Genomic DNA, 18,388 nt, shown 5'->3' with positions numbered 1-18,388 from the left:
CGTGAAGCAAACTTAACCTTCGAGGGGCGATGCCTTGAAATGTTTTGTAGCATTACCAATTATCAGCGTCATCGATAAAAGCAGGCAGGCCCCATCAGCCGGGGCCTGCGGCCTATTGACGCACCAGGAACTTGAGGTCGCTCGGCGCATCCATCGGCAGTTTCTGCACGGTTTTACCCAGGAGCCCGCTTTGCGCATCGCGCTCGACAACGACAATCTGGTTGCTCTTCTGATTGGCGATCAGCAGGAATTTGCCACTGGGGTCGAGGCTGAATTCCCTTGGGTGATCGCCCTCCACGGCCCGGCGTTGCAATTCCTTGAGGTGACCGCTCGCCTGATCGATGGCGAACACCAGCAACTGATTGGCCGTGCCACGGTTGCTGACATAGAGGAACTTGCCGTCGGCCGAAGCATGCAGTGCAGCGGCTGCCTTGTCTGAAACCGCCTGACCGGCCGCCAGATCGATCATCTGCGTCTGCTCAAGCCGGCCATCGTGGTAGTCGAACACGGCGACCTGCGCACTCATTTCCATGGTCAGCCAGGCGTGTTTGCCATCGGCACTGAACAGCAAGTGGCGCGGCCCGCTACCGGGTGGCAACTGCACGAAGGCCGGGGTCGCCGGGGCCAATGGCAACTCAGGGTTGGCCTTGGGATCGAAGCGATAGACAAAGACCTTGTCTGCCCCCAGGTCATTGGAGAACATATACTTGCCGTCCGGTGACGGGACTGTCGAATGCACATGCGCCGACATCTGCCGCTCGGGATTGACCCGGCTCGATGGGTGACTGCTCATCTGCACAACAGGTTTGAGCGTGGCATCGGAAGCCACAGGCAACACCGCCAGGGTACCGCCCGGATCTTCGGCTACGCAGTAGTTACTGACAAACAAGTGGCCGGCATCCGCGCTGAGGCTCAAATGGGTCGGCTCGTTACCCAGGCTCTGCACCTGACTGATCAGACGCAGCTCACCGGTCTTGGGGTCGATCGAATAACTGCTGACGCGCCCGACCGGATCAGCCTGCCCCGGGCCGTTTTCGTTGACCACGAACAGGTGTCGCTGGTCTTTGGACAGGGTCAACCAGGACGGGTTTTGGCTGTTGATCACTTGCAGCGGCCTGGCGTTGATCTGCCCCGTGGCGCTGTCGAAGCTCAGACGATAAATGCCCTGGCTTTGGCCGGCGGTGTACGAACCCACGAGCAATTGATAGTCGTTGGCAGATGCTGACTCAAACCCCATCGCGCCGATGCCGCTGGCGATCAACAGTGGCCAGAGATTAAACATCCCCGGACGCTTCTTCACCGTCATCGTTGTCACCGCGAAAAGCGGTCATGCACACCAGCCGGTGCTCACCGGAATCACCTTTGATCAGCCAGCTTTGCAGGGTTGCATCGAACGTCGCCGCCTGAATCTGCGCCGGGGTGAACTCCCAGTGCTTGGCCGCGCGGCCATCCATGCATTCGATGTGCAGGTTGTCCAACTCATCGAGGGAGAATTCAAAAGCGTGCAAGCCGTCGATTTCCACCATATCGCAGTGTTCGAGGACGTTGAGCAAGGTATCGGTTACGGCGGTCATGGCAGTCAATCTTTGCAGGGAAAAACGCAATGATAGCGCATGCACCTGATGACTGTTCTACACATCCCTCTTGTGGGAGCGGGCTTGCTCGCGAATGCGCTGGATCAGTCGACAGATGCATTGACTGACCCACTGCATTCGCGAGCAAGCCCGCTCCCACAGGTATTGTGTTCGGACCTTACAACGCGTCGTGCGATGGACTACCGTCCACCAGACGCTGAATGCGCAGCGGATTGCCGTTCTTCAGCGCGTCCGGCAGCAAGCTGTCGGGGTAGTTCTGGAAGCACACCGGGCGCAGGAAACGGTCGATGGAGAGCGTCCCGACTGAGGTGCCACGCGCATCAGAGGTTGCCGGGTAGGGGCCGCCGTGGACCATCGAATCACAAACCTCGACGCCGGTTGGATAACCATTGAGCAGGATCCTGCCGACCTTCTGCTCCAGTAACGGTGTCAATTCACGGAACTGTTCGAAGTCTGCCTGCTCGCCGATGACGGTGGCCGTCAACTGGCCGTGCAAACCGTTCAACGCCGCACTGAGTTGCGCCTGATCCGCCACTTCCACTACCACCGTGGTCGGCCCGAACACTTCCTCCTGCAGCGCTTCATCGCCATCGATGAGCAAGCTGACATCCGCCTTGAACAGCTGCGGCTGCGCCTGATTGCCCTGTTGCGCATTGCCGGCCAGGTGCTCGATCCCCGGATGATCCAGGAGCTTTTGCAAGCCTTTGCCGTAACTGCTCAAGGTGCCAGCGTTGAGCATGGTTTGGGCCGGCTGATCGCCGATCAACCCGGCCACCTGCTGCACAAAGGCGCTGAACTGAGGGGAGCGAATACCGATCACCAGGCCTGGATTGGTGCAGAACTGGCCACAACCTTGCACCACCGAAGCGGTCAGGTCGCGGGCGACCGTATCGGCGCGTACCTGCAACGCCTGGGGCAGCACAATCACCGGGTTGATACTCGACATCTCGGCGAACACCGGAATCGGTTGCGCACGCGCTGCCGCCATGTCGCACAAGGCGCGACCACCCTTGAGCGAACCAGTGAAGCCGACCGCGAGGATCGCCGGATGCTTGACCAGTGCTTCACCGACTCCGCCACCGTAGATCATGTTGAACACGCCGACCGGCATACCGGTTCTTTCAGCGGCACGAATGATTGCGTCTGCCACCAGTTCGGCCGTAGCCATGTGACCGCCATGGGCCTTGAACACCACCGGGCATCCGGCCGCGAGGGCCGACGCGGTATCGCCGCCCGCAGTGGAAAACGCCAGCGGAAAGTTACTGGCACCGAACACCGCCACCGGCCCCAGGCCGATGCGGTACTGGCGCAGATCAGGGCGCGGCAAGGGTTGCCGTTCAGGCAGTGCGCGGTCGATCCGCGCGCCGTAGAAATCGCCACGGCGCAGCACTTTGGCGAACAGGCGCATCTGGCCGCTGGTCCGTGCGCGCTCGCCTTGAATCCGCCCCGCTGGCAATGCGCTCTCGCGGCAGACCACGGCGACGAATTCGTCATCGAGCGCATCGAGCTCGTCGGCAATGCCATCGAGAAACTGCGCCCGTCGCTCGGCACTCAGGCTACGGTAGGCAGGATAGGCCGTCGCCGCCGCTTGCGCTGCCGCATCGACTTCTTCAGGGCTGGCCTGAAAAAAATCGTGGGGCAAGGCTTCGCCCGTGAACGCATCAATGCTCTGCAGTTTGACGGTGCCGAGCGCGCTGCGCTGGCCACCGATGTAGTTGTGACCAAGAATCCGGATCATGCAAATCTCCTCAAAGTGTGCCGACGCTGCCGGGCTCGAATGCCGCTGCGACCGGGGCAATACCATTGATCAAAGGCGCGCCGAATTCGGCCTGGCTGATTTCGAACACGTCACCGGGTCGGGTGCGGATGCCGTCGGCGAAGGACAAGGTCGCGGTGCCGAAGAAGTGAATGTGCACATCCCCCGGACGCAGGAACTGGCTGTACTTGAAATGGTGGAATTCAAGGTTGGCCAAGCTGTGGCACATGTTCGCTTCGCCACTGAGAAACTCGTTCTGCCACAGCACTTCACCATCGCGCAGGATGCGGCTGCTGCCGGCCAGGTGCTGGGGCAACTCGCCGACCCGCAGTTCCGGGCCGTAGCTGCAACTGCGCAGTTTCGAATGCGCCAGGTACAGGTAGTTTTTACGCTCCATGACGTGATCGGAGAATTCGTTGCCCACGGCAAAACCGAGGCGATACGGCTTGCCATCGTGGCCGATGACGTACAGGCCAGCGATTTCCGGCTCTTCACCGGCATCTTCGGCGAACGGCGGCAGGGGAAACGGCTGACCCGGCCTGACGACGATGCTGCCATCGCCTTTGTAGAACCATTCCGGTTGCACACCGGCCTCATCCGCCGCCGGCTTACCGCCCTCCACACCCCATTTGAATATGCGCATGGTGTCGGTCATCGCGGTTTCGTCGCCACTTTGCTGGTGCATCTTGTCCCGGGCCGAGGCGCTGCCCAGATGGGTCAGGCCCGTGCCGCTGACCAGCATGTGGGCAGGGTCCTGATGATCCAGCGGCGGCAGGATGCGTAGCTTCGCCAGCAGGTCGGCGTAGTCGTGACTGATGCCCAAGCCCAGGCTTTGCACCTGTTGCTCAAGGCTTGCGCCCGCCTCGATCGCCGCCAATGCCAGATCACGAACGGTACGCGCGTCCTGTACCTCACGCACCAGACCGTTGTCGACCACGCCAACGCGGCGTTCGCCGTTACTCAACTCGAATTGAACCAAACGCATGAAATTCTCTCCTGTATGCAAAAACTCGAAAACGCTGCAGGACCCATGTGGGAGCGGGCTTGCTCGCGAAGAGGCCGTCAAATCCAACATCACAGGTGACTGACACTGCGCCTTCGCGAGCAAGCCCGCTCCCACATTTGGCCGGTGTTAACCTTCAGATTCAGGTACGGGTCGCACCGCGCGCGCTGGCGGCAAACTGGTCAGCGGGCAACACGTGCTTGCGCTCCAGCAAGCGATACACCACACCGGTCAGCACCAGCCCGAACACCATCACCCCGGACAGGAAATACAGCCCCGAAGCCAGGTTGCCCGTGTACTCCTTGAGCGCGCCAATCACGAACGGACCGATGTAACCGCCGAGGTTGCCTACCGAGTTGATCAAGGCGATGCCCGCCGCCGCACTGGCACCGGCGAAGAAACGCCCCGGCAAGGTCCAGAACACCGCCGTGCAGGAGAACAGCGCGAACGCCACCAGGCACAACGCCGCCAGTTGCAGCACCGGCACCGACAGCCAGGCGCTGAGGAACAGGCCGATGGCGCCCAGTACATACAACACCGCCAGGTGGCCATAACGATCATTCAAGCGGTCGGAGCTGCGCGGGATGATCAGCAAGCCGACGATGCCGAAAATGTACGGCACCGCCGAGACAAATCCGGTCACCAGATCACTGCCGCCGAACTGTTTGATCAGCGTCGGCAACCACAAGCCAAGGCCATAAATGCTCAGGGTCACCGGCAGGTAAAACAGCGCCAGCAGCAGGACTCGCTTGTCTTTCAGGGCGTGCAATGGATTGCCATGGCGTGTCTGGCCGTAGGCTTGCAGGTCTTTTTGCAGCTCGCCGGTCAGCCAGTCCTTTTCGACCTGGTCCATCCATTTCACCTGTTGTGGACCATCAGGCAGGTAACGCAGCACCGGCCAGGTCAGCAGGATTGCCGGCATGCCGATGACGATAAACAGCCACTGCCAGCCGTGCAGCCCGAGTACGCCGTCCATGCCCAGCAAGCCGCCGGCGACCGGCCCGGTGATCATCATGGCGATGGGTTGGGAGAGGATGAACAGACCGAGGATCTTGCCGCGGTGGCGCACCGGGAACCACTGGGTGATGTAGTACAGCACACCCGGGAAGAACCCGGCCTCGGCGGCACCGAGCAGGAAGCGCATCACATAGAAGCTGTTGGGTCCCTGGACAAAGGCCATGCCGATGGTGATGGCGCCCCAGGTGACCATGATCCGCGCGAACCAGCGTCGAGCACCGAAACGGTCAAGCATCAGGTTGCTGGGGATTTCCAGCAGGAAGTAGCCAATGAAGAACAGCCCGGCGCCCAAGCCGTAGGCGGCATCACCGAGGCCGATATCGGCACCCATGTGCAACTTGGCGAAGCCCACGGCGGAGCGATCCACATAGGCGATCAGGTACAGCAGGATCAGGAAAGGAATCAGTTTCAGCGTGATGCGACGGATAAGCCGCAGTTCCTGGCTCATGAGATCGGTCTCCGATTGTTGTTGTTATAGAACCTCGGGGGACGCCTCTGGCGAAATCTCGCCAGGGCCATCCCTCCGTTGCAGCCGACTATATAGTAATACTATTTACCCAACAACACTTCCAAACCGACGATTTTGCGCTTAAGGTAAGCCAAATCTTGAACAATATAGTCATACAATAAGAGAATCGATCATGTCTGATAAGAAACCCACCCTGCGCTCCGCCCAATGGTTTGGCACCGCCGACAAGAACGGCTTCATGTACCGCAGCTGGATGAAGAATCAGGGCATCGCCGACCACCAGTTCCATGGCAAGCCAATCATCGGCATCTGCAACACCTGGTCGGAACTGACCCCGTGCAACGCGCATTTCCGCCAGATTGCCGAGCACGTCAAACGCGGGGTGATCGAGGCCGGGGGCTTTCCAGTGGAATTCCCGGTGTTCTCCAATGGCGAATCGAACCTGCGCCCCACCGCCATGCTCACCCGCAACCTGGCGAGCATGGACGTGGAAGAAGCCATTCGCGGCAACCCGATCGATGGCGTGGTGCTGCTGACCGGCTGCGATAAAACCACCCCGGCCCTGCTGATGGGCGCCGCCAGTTGCGACGTACCGGCCATCGTGGTCACCGGCGGACCGATGCTCAACGGCAAGCACAAAGGCAAGGACATCGGTTCCGGCACCGTGGTCTGGCAGCTCAGCGAGCAGGTCAAGGCCGGCACCATCAGCATCGACGACTTCCTCGCCGCCGAGGGCGGCATGTCCCGCTCGGCCGGTACCTGCAACACCATGGGCACCGCCTCGACCATGGCCTGCATGGCCGAAGCACTGGGCACTTCCCTGCCCCACAACGCGGCGATTCCAGCGGTGGATGCACGCCGCTATGTGCTGGCGCACATGTCCGGCATGCGCGCGGTGGAGATGGTCCGCGAAGACCTGAAACTGTCGAAGATTCTGACCAAGGAAGCCTTCGAGAATGCCATTCGCGTCAACGCCGCCATCGGTGGCTCGACCAACGCGGTGATCCACTTGAAAGCCATCGCCGGGCGCATCGGCGTGGAGCTCGACCTCGACGACTGGACGCGCATGGGGCGCGGCATGCCGACCATCGTCGACCTGCAGCCGTCCGGGCGCTTCCTGATGGAGGAGTTCTACTACGCCGGTGGCTTGCCGGCGGTGTTGCGTCGCTTGGGTGAAGCCAACCTGATCCCGAACCCGAACGCCCTGACCGTCAATGGCAAATCCATCGGCGAGAACACCAAGGACGCGCCGATCTATGGCGAAGACGAAGTGATCCGCACCCTCGACAACCCGATCCGCGCCGACGGCGGCATCTGCGTGTTGCGCGGTAACCTGGCGCCGCTGGGTGCGGTGCTCAAGCCGTCCGCTGCCTCGGCAGAACTGATGCAGCATCGCGGTCGTGCGGTGGTGTTCGAGAACTTCGATATGTACAAGGCGCGCATCAACGATCCTGAACTGGATGTCGATGCCAACTCGATTCTGGTGATGAAGAACTGCGGGCCGAAAGGTTATCCGGGCATGGCCGAAGTCGGCAACATGGGCCTGCCGGCCAAGCTGCTGGCCCAGGGCGTGACCGACATGGTGCGTATTTCCGATGCACGCATGAGTGGCACGGCGTACGGCACCGTGGTGTTACACGTGGCTCCTGAAGCGGCTGCCGGTGGCCCGCTGGCGGCAGTGAAGGAAGGCGACTGGATCGAACTCGATTGTGCCAGCGGCCGTCTGCACCTGGACATTCCCGATGCCGAACTGGCTGCGCGCATGGCCGATCTGCAACCGCCGCAGAACCTGATCGTCGGCGGCTATCGCCAGCTGTACATCGACCATGTGCTGCAAGCGGACCAGGGCTGCGACTTCGACTTCCTGGTCGGCTGCCGCGGCGCCGAAGTCCCTCGCCATTCCCACTGATCAGTACCATCTCCTGTGGCGAGGGGGTTTGCTGTGGGAAGGAGGCTTACTGTGGCGAGGGGGCTTGCCCCCGTTGGGCTGCGTAGCGGCCCTGAAAAACAGCGGGACTACTGCGTAGTCCAACGGGGGCAAGCCCCCTCGCCACAGCAAGCCCCCTCACCACAGCAAGCCCCTCGCCACAGTAAGCACCCTCGCCACGACAAGCACCCTTCTGTACAAGGTGCTCGTAGCTTTCGACTGATGCATCTCATTGTGCCTGCTATCATGCGCGGCACCCCCCTCGCACAGGAACGCGCCGCTCCCCATGGATTACCGCAAACCCTCCGACCGCAAAAGCATGCACTCGCGCATTGTCCAGGAACTGGGTATGCAGATCGTCTCGGGACGTTTCCTGCCCGACGACAAACTGCCTGCCGAAGCCCTGTTGTGCGAGGAATATGCAGTCAGCCGGCCGGTCCTGCGCGAGGCCACCCGGGTGCTGGTCGCCAAAGGCCTGGTGTATTCGCGGCCGCGGGTCGGCACCGTGGTCAAGCCGCGCAAGGACTGGCACATGCTCGACCCGGATGTGCTGCATTGGCTGATGCAAAGCAGTCCGCAGAATGAGTTTTTCGATTTGCTGACCAGCGTGCGCAGCATCATCGAACCGGCCGCCGCCGCACTGGCCGCACAATTCGCCACCGATGCGGACATTGCCTCCATCGGCGAAGCCTACCAGCGCATGGAAGCCGCCCCGACTCCAGAAGCGTTATTGCAACCTGACCTGGACTTCCACAGCCGCATCGCCGATGCCACCCACAACGATTTACTGGCCAACCTGTGCAACATGCTTTCGGTGGCGATTGCCGAGGCGTTGAAACATTCCAACCAGCGGCCAAACCTGCATGAACTGGCGCTGCCACGGCACAAGGCGATTCTGACTGCGATCGAGAATCGCGATGCGCTGGGCGCCCGGCATGCCACGCTGGTGCAGCTCGACGATGCACGCAGTGCGTTGAATGTGGTGCTGGGCACAGAGCTACAGTAAGGGCACATGGCAATCGACTGCCACTAGCACAATTTCAGCGCTGGGCGGTGGTATCGCACTAACGCACTTCAATCTCTTTCGCGCAATACCTTGGCCCTACAGCTCGGCGTCGCCCATGCCTTGTGCAGGCGGCGCTGTATCAGCCCAACTGCCAAGGAATGCGCCCATGTCGATACCCGCCTCGACCTCCCCGTTGAACATTCTGGCCCTCGCTGTCAGAACACAATTTGCCAACCGCCCGACACTACGCTCGGTTTTGACGAAGATGCTCGAGCAGCAGATCGTCGAAAAAACCGCCCCGCTCAATACCGACATCAGCTCGATCTTCCTCGACTTCCCCGATGACACCGGGGGCTACTCCAGCCACTCATTGGTCGATGTCGTATTGAGCTATCTGGCCAGTGGCAATGCGCCTGTTTTTTCCACCGCAACGGCTGATCGTCCAGTCCGTCTGGTCGATGCACAGCGGCAAAAAGTCACCTTCCTCTCGATTGGCGACACCACTGAAAGCACCTGGCCCGGCCTGTCGATGCTCGAAGATGTCATTCGCGAGCTCCCTTCGATTCTGCACATCGGTTTCCAGCAAGCCTTGGCCGACTACTGGAGTGAACCAGGTAATGCTGATTGCAGTCGCTTGCAATGGCTGAGCGACCAACTGCGCGACTCTCTCAGAGCCGCAGCCGTGCGCCAGTCGGGCACCGACGGGACAATACTGCGGCAACTGGCCGATCATCCGTGCTTGCAAGACCGCCCTGCTGAACCGGCCATCCACGCCTATACCCTGCAAGCCACTGCATCAAAGGGCCTGCTGTCTGCGTCATTCCAATCCACCGACCTGCTGGTCACCCAGGGCGCGAGGGCACTGCTGTGCAGCCTGTCCGGAACTCTTGAATCCTATGCCTCCATTGATGAGTTCAGCCAGGCATGGGGACAGAGGGTGCAACAGCCACTGCAGCTCGATGCATTCACCTGGAAGCGCTACGAGCCCGACGGCAACATTTTCGACGTGCAGGCCGCCCTGCTGCTCAATCAGCAACTGGAAGACCTCGCCGCGATCAAGCTTCCCGCAAGCATCAGCGCAAGCGAACTGGAAAACCTTTACGCAAGGGTAACTGACCCGGTTTCGCTATTCGCCGACGCGCCACCGATGCAACGCCAACCCCTGCGCCTGTTGCAATCGACCTTGCCATCATGGCTCAAGGACGCAGCGATTGCCGATCAACTGGCTTACCGCAAGCACAGCCTGGAGCTCGCTGGCGCCCGGCAAACCGCCAAGGGCAAATCCTGGGCCGAAGGTATCGAGGACATCCGGGCATTCACTGCCCGAACGCTGCACGAGCAGATGGTGGCGGATCACTCCGACGCACCAGATGTATCGTCCGATGACCTGGAGTTGACCTTTCACGTTCCCGTCGGTGATCTGGGCAGCGGCTACCTGGAATCAGTGAAAATGTCCCTGACCGACCTGGCCCTGAAAAATCTGGCGGGAAAACCCAAGGGCAGCATGACCCTGCGCCACCTTGATGGAAAACCACTGGCGCAATGGATGACACCTGAGTACCTGCTTGGGCTGGTCAGCAAAGTCGATATCGGCAAGCACTTTCCCGAGAGGATCAAACAGCTCCTGTTAAGTGACGACGCTGACGCCCGAAACCGCGAAGTTCTTTTTGCCAATGAACTCAAGGTGACATTACCGCTGGACGCATTGGCGCTGGCGATCAAGGGTGAACGCGGGTTTACCCGCCGTGGCTACCAGTTGATTGCCGCGCTGGTACAGCCCGCCCGTTCCGATCAGCTCGTCGGCGAAGACGATATTGTCATCCGGCCGCTGGCGTTGCTGCGCAAGCCGGGAGCCGACGCGGACGAGGTCACCAACATGTTTGTGATCGAACCCGCCGACATCGACCGCGGCCCGCATATCCTTTACCGCCCTGTCTACCAGCAGTCTTTGCACCAATACCCGACTCGTGCAGCACTGCTCGCCGCCATTGCCGAACCGGGCGAGATCCAGACCAGCGTGCTGACCTGGCTGTCGGACCGTGCCCGGCCAATTTATGACCTGGGTGGTTTCAAGGAACCGCACATCGTCCATTTTACCCCACTGGACCCCTTCGGCCTGCCGGACAAACCCCGCCCCGCTACCTTGACCACCGCAGCGTCCGGCGAAGAACTGCTGGCGTCGCTGCACAACGGCAAACTGATGGAGTACCTGTTTGGCAGCAATGCCCGGGCGTTGGTCGACCTGGCCGACCGTGACTCCATTTCCAACACCGAGAGCCGATGGGCGATTTTACGCGAAGGCGGCTGGCTGCTCTTCAACACGGTACTGGCGTTGCCGCTCGGCACACCGCTGATGCTGGCCGGCTGGATGGTGTCGCTGACCAATAGCCTCATCGAGGATATTCCTGCACTCTCCAGCACTGACCCCAGCATACGTGACCCGGCATGGATCGATTTTCTGCTGAACATTGCCATGGTGTTGCTGCACGCAGTGCAGTCCCCGGACTCAACGGACGCCCCCATTACGATTGAGAAAGACACAGGCTTGAGGGTGCTGCTGGAACCACTGCGCCGGCCGCCCGATCAACCCGCGCCACCGGCCCACCTCATCAAGCCAGGTACTGTCGGACTGCCCTCGGAACCACCGGGGGGCGGCACAACGCTGCTCGACTTCGACAAAACCCTGGCGCGCGATTCATCCGCGGCGCGACTGCTGGCAAAACTGCAGAGCGTACGTGTCGACTGGCCAAAAGAGCCGGTCGAGCCGATTGCTATAGGCACGCTCAAAGGACTTTTCAAGATCGACAACACCTGGCATGCGTCGGTCGCCGGGCTGTTTTTCCGAGTGAGCGTCGTTCCAGGTTCTGGCGAGGTTTTCATTATTCATCCACAAAAGCCTGGCCATCCTGGCATCAAACTTAAAACCGATGGCCTGGGTCACTGGACACTTGATCGCGGCCTCAAGCTGACAGGTGGCGGACCCAAAAGCAGGATTCAAGCCAAGCGCGCAGAAGTCGCCGCCAGCGTTGCGCAACTGATGATCGATAAACAACAGATCAATGCTCGACTCGAAACGCTTGTCACCACGCAAAATCAAGCACTCACCAGCGTCCGCCAGGCCAGGTCCGATTTTGAGTTGCAGCGGGAAAAGCTGGTGACTGCCTTCGACAACCTGGAAGCGGCCTCGCCAACGGAGAAGGACCGGATCACACAGGAGCATCAAGTCGAGCAGGAAAAAACCCGGGCAGCCCAGATTGCATTAGAGGTCACCATGCGCTTATTGCGACGACGCATGGATGAATCCAAACCGGTACGCCGGGAACTGCTGGACATCCTCACCCGAATCCGTGCGCTGGACAACGCAGCCGTGCACGAGAGGGAGCAATTGCACGCGCTGTCCAACATCTCAACCGTACAAATTATCTACAGCGGCATGCTGCGCGACCTTGGTCGTGACCTGTTCATTACCTCGCGAGGTGAACGTGTGTCAGCGCTGCTGCGCCGGATGGATGAGCAGATGCGCCGTGGCGAAACGGACGCGTATGAGGAGTTTTTTGCGCTGCATAAAGTTGATCTGACCAGGGCAGACGCGCTGATCGAGTGCGCGATATGGCAGGAGCAAACCCTTGAGGAAATGGGCAAGGTCTCGGCGGCAGGGGCGGCTGCCCGCGATACACTTTTAAGGCAGGTCCAGCTGCCAGAGGTGTACTTTTCCGACAACCTGAAGCTGCAATCGCTCAATATCCATAAAGAACTGACGCTTGTCCGAACAGGCATGATCGATAACGAGACCGAGGCTTTCTTCATCAGCCAGATGGCCGGCAATCAATTTCAATCGGCGTATATCGCACACATTGAAACTCGCAGCAGGCGCGGCTACTCGCCGGATGAACGTATTTCGCTTTATGAAAGCGCAATCAAGCAGTACGCGCTCAGTGACCATGCAACCCGAGCGCTCGAGGAGCTGGGTTCGCGCCATGTGCGCGTGCAATACAAGGACGGTTTTATACGCCGCCTGGACGAAGCTCGCGTTCTCGCCGAGCAAGACCTGGCTGATGCCATCCTGGAGGTCGAGGAGGCTAAAGTATTGCCTTCCACGTCAAAGCCGCAAAGCCGCAAATCAGACAGCAAGCGCGTGTTCAAATCACGCAACAAAGGCACGCTCGTCGGAGACGTTCGCCCGTCGCAACCCGACGCGCAAGGAGAATTCATCGACATCCACGATTTTCAATCCGGCGCGATCATCGGCACCTTTCGTAAAAACCCGCAGGAAAATATCTACGTTGAAGTGGTACAGGCAGCACCTGTCCCGGCAAAACCGCCAGCACGGTCGGCGGCAACCATTATTGCGCAAGGGCGCAAGCTGCTGCTGGAGCGCGAAAAACGGGTCAAAATGATTAACCGCGAAATCAAACAACTCGATGACCCTGTATTGCGCGAAGAAAAGAGCCCTTGGGAATGGAACCGCCTGCTGGAGCAGCTCGCCGAAGAACTGGACTCAATCATCGACGAGCTGGGCCGCCTTGAAAATCCACCCCAGGAGACACTGACAGCCATCGAAGATTTTCGCGCCCAGGCACAGGACTTGCGGGAAGCAGGTCGGCAATACCGCAATGCCGGATACAAAAGGCAAGCGCCGACACCGGACAAGGTGTTTGCGTTATGGAAAAGCGAAGAGCTGGATATTCACTTGGTGAAAACCCGCGAAGCCACCCACGCGAAGGACTATCTAACGGAGTTTGCCATCAGGGACAAACAGTCCAATGAAGTCCTGTGGTATGCCCATTTTCACTATGTCGGCAGCGCCGGCCCCGAGATGGACTATAGCGTCGGGCACTTGAAACGCGCGGACCAACGCAACATCGGGTTCAAGGCCCAACTCAAGCAAGCGCGGGACAACAAGGAAGTTGCGCGAATCTGGCGCAGCAAGGTATCGCCCGACATGGCCAGAAAGCTGTTCTTTTACACTTCTTGATAACGCACAAAGCACAACGCCGCGATCAAAGTCGCGGCGTTGTTCATTGGCACAGGATCAGTGGGCGAACAGCGAATTGCCCTTCTGCCCCGCCAGCTTCTCCGGCTTGATCAGGAACCGCGCCAGTGCCGGCAGCAGCCACAGCGCACCGAACATGTTCCACAGCAGCATGAAGGTCAGCATCAGGCCCATGTCGGCCTGGAACTTGATGGCCGAGAAGATCCAGGTGCACACGCCGATGGCCAGGCACAGGCCGGTGAACAGCACGGCTTTACCGGTGGACTTCAGGGTCTGGTAGTAAGCCTCTTGCAGCGGCAGGCCGGCGCGCAGGAAACTTTCCAGACGGCTGTAGATGTAGATGCCGTAGTCCACGCCAATACCCACGCCCAGCGCCACGACCGGCAGGGTCGCGACCTTCACGCCGATGCCCATGAAGGCCATCAGGGCGTTACCCAGTACCGAGGTCAGCACCAGAGGCAGCACGATGCACAGGGTCGCCGCCCAGGAACGGAAGGTGATCATGCACATGGTCGCGACACAGATGTACACCAGGATCAGGATGGTCAACTCGGATTCCTTGATCACCTCGTTGGTGGCCGCTTCAATCCCGGCGTTACCGGCGGCGAGGATGAATTCCAGGCCGTCCTTGTTGTTCTCCTTGGCGAATTCCTGCACCGCATGCACCGCACGGTCAAGGGTTTCGGCCTTGTGATCGTTGAGGAACACCAGCACCGGCGCCAGCGAGCAACTGTTGTTGTACAGGCCGTCGGCCCGGGCAATCGAGTTGTTCAGCACGTCGGGGTTGCGCGACAGGGTTTCCCATTTCAGGTTGCCCTCATTCATGCCCTTGATCATCTGCTTGGACACGGTCACCAGGGAAATCGCCGACTGCACGCCCTCGGTGTTCTGCATCTTCCACATCAGTTCGTCGATCGGCCCCATGGCCTCGTAACGCGAGCAGCCTTCGGCCTTGGTCTTGACCATCACCACCAGCACGTCGGAACTGGTGGAGTAGTTGCTGATGATGAAGTTGTTGTCCTTGTTGTAGCGCGAGTCCGGACGCAACTCCGGCGCGCCCTGGTCGAGGTCGCCGATTTTCAGGTTCTGGCTGTACCAGAGGCCGCCACCAAAGGCGATCAACGCCAGCAGAATGGACACCGGAGCGACTTTCGCGCTGGCAAAGTTAGCCAGCAGGCGCCAGAACGGATGCTCGCGGTGGGCGTCCTTCTTGCTGCGCTCGACTGCACGCTTGCTGATGCCGACATAGGAAATCGCCACCGGCAGCAGGATCAGGTTGGTGAACACGATAACTGCCACGCCGATGGATGCACCGATGGCCAGCTCACGGATCACGCCGATATCGATGATCAGCAGCGTGATGAAACCCACCGCATCGGCCAGAATCGCGATCATCCCCGGCAGGAACAGTTGGCGGAAGGTTCGCCGTGCAGCGGTCAAGGCGTTGTCGGCCTCGCTCGATTGCAGGGCAATGCCGTTGATCTTCTGCACGCCGTGGGAAATACCGATGGCGAAGATCAGGAACGGCACCAGCATCGAATACGGATCAAGCCCGAAGCCGAAGAAGTGCATCAAGCCCAGCTGCCAGATCACCGCCACCAGCGTCGTACTCAATACGGCCACGGTGCTGCGCATGCAGTTGGTGAACCAGTAGAGCAGGATCAGGGTAATGACGAAGGCAACGCCGAAGAACATCACCACCATCACCAGGCCATCGATCAGGTCGCCAACCTTCTTGGCGAAACCGACGATATGGATCTTGACGTTGGGGTTCTGCGCTTCGAACTTGTTGCGGATCTTGTCTTCAAGCTCGTGGGAGAACTTGCGGTAGTCCAGCGCCAGCAACTTGCCTTGGTCCTGCGGGTCCGGGTAGGACTCCAGCAACGGGATGTCGACGATGCTCGACTTGAAGTCGTTGGCCACCAGGCGCCCGACTTGCCCGGACTTGAGCACGTTGTTGCGCAGCAGGTCGAGGCTTTGCTGGGAGCCGTTGTAGCTTTGCGGGATCACTTCACCGCCGGCGAAGCCCTCCTCGGTCACTTCGGTCCAGCGTACGCTCGGACTCCACAGCGACTTGAGGCCGGAACGATCGACGCCGGAGATGTAGAACACCTCGTCGTTGATCTGGCGCAGGGTCTCCATGTATTCCTTGGAGAAGATGTCGCCATCGGTGGCTTCCACCGAAATCCGCACGGTATTGCCCAGGTTCGCCAGGTCATTGCGGTGCTCCATCATCTTTTGAATGAATGGATGCTCCAGCGGGATCATCTTTTCGAAACTGGTGGACGGCCGAATCAGCGTCGCCTGCCAGAACAGGAAAACGCTGACCATCAGGCAGATGAAGATCACTGCCGGGCGGTTGTTGAAAATCAGGCGCTCAAGGAGCGTCGCCTTTTCCTGATGAGGAGTGCTCAGGGAAGTCATAGCTGCACCTTCTTATTATTAACCCGGCTCATTTTCCCGCCTCGGTGCCGTTGGCCGAAGTGACGCGAACGCCGCCCTGCCCGGCCAAGATCAGATTACCATTGCCCGCCGCCGTGACCGCCGAGACGGAGATGCGATCCGGGCGATTGACCACGTTGAAGGTTTCGCCATTGTCGCTGCTGCGAACCACCGAGCCGCCGTTGCCGACGATCACGATCGAACCATCCTCAAGCAGTGTGCCGCCGGACAGGCCGAACTCCAGATCGCCGCGTTGGGCCTTGAGTTCGATCTGCTGCCAGGTGCTGCCGAAATCACTGGAGCGGTAGAGGTTGCCGCGCAAACCATAGGCCAGCAAGGTCGAAGGTTGCGCTGTGCCGATCACCCCGAACAGCGAGCCTTCATACGGACCTTCGAGCTTTTCCCAGGTCTGGCCCCAGTCGGCGGAACGGAACATGCTGCCCTGCTCGCCGACGATGAACAGCCCGGCATCCTTGACCGCCGCGAGCCCGTTGAGGTGGAACTGGTCTTCGTTGTCCAGGCGATCGCTGACATCTTCCCAGTGCTTGCCACCGTCGGTGGTTTCCAGCAAGGCGCCATAGGCACCCACGGCAAAGCCGCTGTCGACGTCCTTGAACCAGACATCCAGCAGCGGCGATTCGCGCTTCAAATCTTCGAATTGCTTGGTCCAGGTGATACCACCGTCCTCGCTGGCGAGGATCTGTGCATCATGGCCGACGGCCCAGCCGTGCTTGTCATCGACGAAAAACACCGACGTCAGCAGTGCCCGGGTCGGGACCCTGGCTTGAGTCCAGGTCGTACCCTGGTCATCGGAATACAGAATGTGCCCGCGATCCCCGACCGCCACCAGGCGCTTGCCTGCGTGCACGACATCGAGCATCAGGCTTTTCGCAGCCTTGGCCGATTCAATGGAATAAACAACGTCGGATGCCGGCGCAGCCGCAGCCAGCACAGGTGCCGACAGCATGGCAGAGCCCAGCAGCGAGAGCGCTGTAGCCAGCAACGCGATTTTGCGCAACGCCGGCGGGCGGCAGATACCCACACCCATGACAGGCTCACTCATAGACCTTCCCCCATTATTATTGTTAGGTCGTTCAACCTTTCAGGGCGCCGTAAGGGTGCGTGTCTGGATCAGTCTTTTCAGAGCATGGTTCTGAAACCCGCAATCCAGAGCCCCTTCGGAAGCTGGCTTATCCTATCGGTGTTTTTGAAGGGCTGACAATCGACGACACGTTATGTTTTGTTAACCGGGGGGATGTTTGTTTTTGCTGAATGGTTGGGTATTAGATGGGGTGATTGCGGTCGTGATGGCGGTGATGGTTTGTGTACATATCCGTTGCTGCGGTGACGGCGGTTTTTTTTCGTCGGTGTACATATCCGTTGCTGCGATAACGGCGGCTTATGGTTTCGCTCTTACAGCGACTCACTTTTCCAAACGCCGGAGTGCCGGCCCAGCGAAAAGCAAGCAAAAGGCTTTGCCCCGGCGTACGGCACCTCGCTGAGGCTCGGTGTTCCCTCGCTACGGTGTCCATCAGGGGGCATCGCCTCCGGTCTGCTTCGCTACGACCTCCTCTCGATGTGTGCGGCTTCGCCGCACGGCGCTGCGCGCCCACCCCCCTGATGAACACCTACGCTCGGCCTGCCGAAGAGGCAAAATATCAAAAGCAAAAGCGAGGCGGCCTACCGGCCGGCCTGATGGACCGGATATACATGTCTCCCCTGGGGTTTGGACGGTTGGCAGGTCGCCATCGCCAGCAGGCTGGCTCCCACAGGGATTGGGTACAGCCGCAAGAGACATGGCGGCTGTCAGGCCGCCTTCGCTGGCAAGCCAGCTCCCACAGAGATTGGGGGCAGCCGCAAGAGACATGGCGGCTGTCAGGCCGCCTTTGCTGGCAAGCCAGCTTCCACAGGGATTGGGGGCAGCCGCAAAAGACAGGTCGGCTGGCAGGCCGCCATCGCCAGCAGGCTGGCTCCCACAGAGGACGGGGATATCCGTCAGAGTTTGGTCGGCTGGCAGGCCGCCTTCGCGAGCAAGCCCGCTCCCACAATGGATCGGCGTACACCCCTCGCTTTTCACCACTCAACAGGCCGAGCGTTAGCTCGCCTGCAGCTTTTGATCTTGATCCACCCGCCCCGTCGGGAGGCTGAGTGGAGGTGTTCATCCGGGGGGTAGGCGCGTA

At 60.1% G+C, this 18,388-nt stretch carries 11 protein-coding genes; 3 read left to right on the top strand and 8 right to left on the bottom strand.

From position 1 onward, the window contains the following. Window positions 1-112: 112 nt before the first annotated feature. From ASE98_RS18955 to ASE98_RS18935, 5 genes are all read right to left on the bottom strand, one after another. On the bottom strand, window positions 113-1,282 hold the full coding sequence (locus ASE98_RS18955) for a lactonase family protein (RefSeq protein WP_060542850.1): 1,170 nt from the start codon (window positions 1,280-1,282) through the stop codon (window positions 113-115). Then, window positions 1,275-1,574 (bottom strand): DUF5629 family protein, encoded by a 300-nt coding sequence (locus tag ASE98_RS18950; RefSeq protein ID WP_060542849.1) that lies wholly within the window; start codon window positions 1,572-1,574, stop codon window positions 1,275-1,277. The genes ASE98_RS18955 and ASE98_RS18950 overlap by 8 nt, the downstream gene beginning before the upstream one ends. A gap of 178 nt (window positions 1,575-1,752) precedes the next feature. Further along, window positions 1,753-3,333, bottom strand: a complete 1,581-nt coding sequence (locus tag ASE98_RS18945) for an aldehyde dehydrogenase (NADP(+)) (protein WP_060542848.1) — start codon at window positions 3,331-3,333, stop codon at window positions 1,753-1,755. 10 nt (window positions 3,334-3,343) lie between these two features. Further along, window positions 3,344-4,336, bottom strand: coding sequence for an AraD1 family protein (gene araD1, locus ASE98_RS18940; RefSeq protein WP_060542847.1), 993 nt, complete (start codon window positions 4,334-4,336; stop codon window positions 3,344-3,346). Window positions 4,337-4,496: 160 nt separating this feature from the next. Then, a complete protein-coding gene (locus ASE98_RS18935) occupies window positions 4,497-5,819 on the bottom strand; it encodes an MFS transporter (protein WP_060542846.1) in 1,323 nt (440 codons plus the stop codon). 193 nt (window positions 5,820-6,012) lie between these two features. Between ASE98_RS18935 and ASE98_RS18930 the strand changes: the two genes are divergently transcribed. Together ASE98_RS18930 and ASE98_RS18925 are read left to right on the top strand one after the other, a co-directional pair. Further along, window positions 6,013-7,749: an IlvD/Edd family dehydratase gene (locus tag ASE98_RS18930; RefSeq protein ID WP_060542845.1), complete on the top strand. Its 1,737-nt coding sequence runs from the start codon at window positions 6,013-6,015 to the stop codon at window positions 7,747-7,749. A 304-nt stretch (window positions 7,750-8,053) separates the two neighbouring features. Beyond that, window positions 8,054-8,773: a FadR/GntR family transcriptional regulator gene (locus ASE98_RS18925; protein ID WP_060542844.1), complete on the top strand. Its 720-nt coding sequence runs from the start codon at window positions 8,054-8,056 to the stop codon at window positions 8,771-8,773. A gap of 367 nt (window positions 8,774-9,140) precedes the next feature. Here the strand turns inward: ASE98_RS18925 and ASE98_RS26685 are convergent, their stop codons facing one another. Then, window positions 9,141-9,518 carry a hypothetical protein gene (locus ASE98_RS26685; RefSeq protein WP_156465526.1) on the bottom strand — a complete coding sequence of 126 codons (378 nt, stop codon included), beginning with the start codon at window positions 9,516-9,518 and terminating at the stop codon, window positions 9,141-9,143. A 426-nt stretch (window positions 9,519-9,944) separates the two neighbouring features. Between ASE98_RS26685 and ASE98_RS18920 the strand changes: the two genes are divergently transcribed. Then, a complete protein-coding gene (locus ASE98_RS18920; protein ID WP_156465525.1) occupies window positions 9,945-13,748 on the top strand; it encodes a dermonecrotic toxin domain-containing protein in 3,804 nt (1,267 codons plus the stop codon). Window positions 13,749-13,805: 57 nt separating this feature from the next. Here the strand turns inward: ASE98_RS18920 and ASE98_RS18915 are convergent, their stop codons facing one another. Next, window positions 13,806-16,190: an efflux RND transporter permease subunit gene (locus ASE98_RS18915; RefSeq protein ID WP_060542842.1), complete on the bottom strand. Its 2,385-nt coding sequence runs from the start codon at window positions 16,188-16,190 to the stop codon at window positions 13,806-13,808. Between the two features lie 28 nt (window positions 16,191-16,218). Further along, a complete protein-coding gene (locus ASE98_RS18910) occupies window positions 16,219-17,271 on the bottom strand; it encodes a WD40/YVTN/BNR-like repeat-containing protein (RefSeq protein ID WP_060542841.1) in 1,053 nt (350 codons plus the stop codon). Between the last annotated feature and the right edge of the window lie 1,117 nt (window positions 17,272-18,388).

It is taken from the genome of Pseudomonas sp. Leaf48, assembly GCF_001421885.1.
In the GTDB taxonomy this organism is placed as follows: domain Bacteria; phylum Pseudomonadota; class Gammaproteobacteria; order Pseudomonadales; family Pseudomonadaceae; genus Aquipseudomonas.
The sequence above is the reverse complement of the archived record's forward strand: the minus strand, read 5'-3'. Positions and strand labels throughout refer to the sequence as shown.